Source organism: 'Chrysanthemum coronarium' phytoplasma, from assembly GCF_000744065.1.
In the GTDB taxonomy this organism is placed as follows: domain Bacteria; phylum Bacillota_I; class Bacilli_A; order Acholeplasmatales; family Acholeplasmataceae; genus Phytoplasma; species Phytoplasma asteris.
Genome location: NZ_BBIY01000056.1, coordinates 1 through 3,469 on the forward strand (window position 1 = coordinate 1; position 3,469 = coordinate 3,469).

The window sequence follows — 3,469 nt, forward strand, 5'->3', positions numbered from 1 at the left end:
TAAAATAAAATAAATAAAAAACAGAAAAGAGAGAAAAATGTTAATTTTTAGATTAAAAAAACAATTATATTTATTAATAATAGTTCTATTTACTTTTTTAGGATTATTTTTTATCACCAATAATCATCAAGTAATGGCAATGGAAAAAAATAAACCCCTTCAAACGATTTATAACATTGAAACCAAAAATGTTAGAATAAATCCAAATAAACCCATAAAAATTAGTTATTATGTTAAAGATAAAAATTTATCATTAGAAGATATGGCGAAAAACATAAATATAATAAATAAATTAAAATAATCCCAATTAAAAAAACAATTTAATATATATTTAATACAAATATTAACAACCCCCAAAACCAACAAATAAATCCAACCCAAGACTCTCATCACGAGAGTCTTTTTTTATACCCAACCTCAACCAAAGAACCTCAACAATGGTACCAACATCGAAAAAAATACATTAACGCCTCAGAAATAGGAAGTATCACTGGAAATGATAAATTTAGAACCTTAGAACAATTAGTCCGTGACAAAATATTTAGAACTGCTTTTACCACCAACAAATACACCTAACATGGAAACAAAACCGAACCCTTAGCGTGTAGTTTCTTTGAAAAAACCACTAATCTAAAATTTCCCGATACCATCTTTACCGACGATAAAGTCCAAATGTTTCCATCCTCACTTGATGGATACAACTCAAAAACCAAAACTTTATTAGAAATCAAATGCCCTTATGTTAATGAATTCAACACCACTCACAATCTTGGAACGGCTTTTTTTCAAACAAAGAAGTCCCATCAACTACTGGGCCCAAGTTCAATGTCAACTATATTGTAGCCAAGCTAAATTCGCTTATTTTTTAATTTATTTTAATGACACAAATTATCATGTAGTTCGCATTTACCAAGATAATAACTTCATTAATAAAATGATTAAAGACAGTAAAAAATATTTAGAATTACTACATAACACAAAAAAAGAATTATCACAAACAATTTATTTAAAACAATTAACCAAACTAAATCACAAATAAGACCTTCAAATTGAAGGTCTTTTTTTATACCCAAAATTAGATTAAAAGGAGAATTACAATGAAATTAATTATATTCGAAGGACTAGACGGTAGCGGAAAAACAGGTTTAATAAAAAGCGTTAAGCACGGATTAAAAAAACAAGGAAAAGAAGTAATCGTTATTCGCGGATTAGGAAGTTCTACAATTGGGGAATCCATACGCGAAACATTTTTAACGCATAACAAATTACACAATTTAACTAGATATTTTTTAAGTTTCGCCAATATGATTCAAACCCAAGAAGAACTCATCAAACCCCACTTAGAAACAAACAAAATCATTTTAGTTGACCGTTGGTTAGGCTCTAATTTCGCCTATCGCGTATATCCTAATCGAATTGATAAAAAATATTATTTTTTTAACAATTTAACTAAATTATTTATTAAACCAAATTTAACAGTTTATTTAAAAATCGACCCACAAACAGGGCTAAACCGCAAAGCAAATCAAACTAATCAAATACTCGATGTTATTGAAACAAGCCCATTATCATATTTTTATCAAGTAGAAAAAGGTTTTCAAGAGTTTTTAAACAAAAAACTAGGTCCCCAAATTATTTTAAATGCAATGGAACCCAAAACTTGGAAATCCAACACAAAACAAATAATCAAAAAAATAGGAGAAATATCAAATGTCAATAATAATTAAGAAAATTTGTAAAAACGGTAATTTATACATCCATTATAATAACGGAAAAATAAAAACTATTAAAAAAGATGGCACTATCCGCTGGCGTACTAAAAAAATAAATTTCAAAAACCCCAAAAGACTCTAACCAAGAGTCTTTTTTTTATTTAGAAAGGAATAATCAAATGAATCAATTAAATAATTTACATTTCAACAATATCAATGTTTTTAACCACCAATCTTTATGTGTTGACATCACCAAACTTATAATCCAACCCTCATTATTCAACCAACCATTTAATGAGTATATGACACAAACCCACAATCTCCTAAACGAATATCTCCAAAACAACCACTACAATTCACAAAGTCAAAAATCAATCCGTGGTAAAATCAATGAATATTTAATTTTGTTATATCTAAACAATAAAGGAATCACCCATTTATACCCCCAATCACATTTATTTTTCATACCTGACATTAAATTCGATTTGGTTTTATTCACTAAAACCAAACGAATAATGGCCTTCAATTTCAAAACCTGCCTCCGAGACCGCTATAAACAAGCCATGATAGAAGGTCAACAATTAAAAAAACTAGATACACGATTTGAATTCTATCTATTAACTAATAACGAAACGGAAACCCAAAGATTAAACAAAAAAATCAATCAAGGCAAAGTTCAAGGAATTAATCAAGTAATTAACTTATTTTCTGATTCAGCCAATAAATTCTTACAAAACTTACTTACCAACAAATTTATCCCCTTTTCTAATATCAATATAATTAAAAAATAATAACCAAGGAGTAAAAAATGAATCAATTAACTAACGAACAACGCGCTTTACAACAATTAATAACTTATATCGAACAAGGCCAATGGGAAAAGTTGAACCTTTACTGTCAAATAATCAACCCCAAAACTCTGCTTACCCCTCAAAATACAAAAATATTTTCAGCTTTTAAATATTTGTTTTTAGAAAAACAAACAACTCATCCATTTGACAAAATTACTACCAAATCCGTTATTATCCAAGAATTACTAACATATCTACAAACTAATTTCCCAAAAGATAAATTCACTTTGGAATCATTAAATTATTTGAATGATGATTTTAATAACCAAAACAACACTCATGTGTTAGACAATCTTAAACACACTTACACCCAAGAAAAACTATTTCAAAAATTAATAAAAATTATCAGCCCCACATACGAAAACCAAGACCCATACCACAAAAATTTATATTACCAAGAAATTTTTGATAAATTAAGAATCTTTATTTCTTCAATCCCCCACAAATCCGACCAAACTCTCTTCAATTTAAACCAAATGGCCTTTTTACACCCTGAATTTTTTGATACCGACAACCAAGCAAAACAAAAAATCCAAGAAGAATATTACCGTTTATCAGAAACTTTTAAAGGAATCAATCAAGCCACTAAGGGATTTAAAAAAGGCCAAATCATTACAATTGGGGGCTATACTGGTTTAGGAAAAACAACTTTTGTTTACAATCTTCTTTTAGATATCACCAAAACCAAACACCAAGAAAATTCTTGCTATCCTCATATGTTGGTTTTTTCTTATGAAATGACATTAGAAGAAAATTTAAGTCGTTTGTTAGCCCACCTAACCAAAACTCCATTAGATGTTATTTTAGATAAAAATTTTGAAGACTCAAACATCACACAACACATCTACACGGAAAGGATGAAAACCGCAAAACATTTTTTTGCTAATATAAATTTATCATTCAGTT

At 28.3% G+C, this 3,469-nt stretch carries 5 protein-coding genes and 1 pseudogene; all 6 read left to right on the top strand.

The window, feature by feature from the left end:
* Nucleotides 1–37 precede the first annotated feature (37 nt).
* Nucleotides 38–301, top strand: a complete 264-nt coding sequence (locus tag OYV_RS03070) for an SVM family protein (RefSeq protein WP_011412561.1) — start codon at nucleotides 38–40, stop codon at nucleotides 299–301.
* Nucleotides 302–407: 106 nt separating this feature from the next.
* Nucleotides 408–1,039 (top strand): annotated as a pseudogene (locus OYV_RS05655) (YqaJ viral recombinase family protein).
* Between the two features lie 58 nt (nucleotides 1,040–1,097).
* Entirely contained in the window at nucleotides 1,098–1,727 is a 630-nt protein-coding gene (tmk, locus tag OYV_RS03080) for a dTMP kinase (RefSeq protein WP_042068230.1), read from the top strand.
* Nucleotides 1,711–1,854: a hypothetical protein gene (locus OYV_RS05085; RefSeq protein ID WP_172642362.1), complete on the top strand. Its 144-nt coding sequence runs from the start codon at nucleotides 1,711–1,713 to the stop codon at nucleotides 1,852–1,854. Before tmk ends, OYV_RS05085 begins: the two co-directional genes overlap by 17 nt.
* Nucleotides 1,855–1,891: 37 nt before the next feature.
* Nucleotides 1,892–2,503, top strand: a complete 612-nt coding sequence (locus OYV_RS03085; protein WP_011161031.1) for a hypothetical protein — start codon at nucleotides 1,892–1,894, stop codon at nucleotides 2,501–2,503.
* Between the two features lie 17 nt (nucleotides 2,504–2,520).
* Nucleotides 2,521–3,469, top strand: a 949-nt coding sequence (locus tag OYV_RS03090; RefSeq protein WP_042068231.1) for a DnaB-like helicase C-terminal domain-containing protein, incomplete at its 3' end; no start/stop codon positions are given.

Bases quoted from the DNA above. Each gene is read 5' to 3' on its own strand.
- OYV_RS03070 (WP_011412561.1), top strand. From the start codon at position 38: ATGTTAATTTTTAGATTAAAAAAACAATTATATTTATTAATAATAGTT.
- tmk (WP_042068230.1), top strand. From the start codon at position 1,098: ATGAAATTAATTATATTCGAAGGACTAGACGGTAGCGGAAAAACAGGT.
- OYV_RS05085 (WP_172642362.1), top strand. From the start codon at position 1,711: ATGTCAATAATAATTAAGAAAATTTGTAAAAACGGTAATTTATACATC.
- OYV_RS03085 (WP_011161031.1), top strand. From the start codon at position 1,892: ATGAATCAATTAAATAATTTACATTTCAACAATATCAATGTTTTTAAC.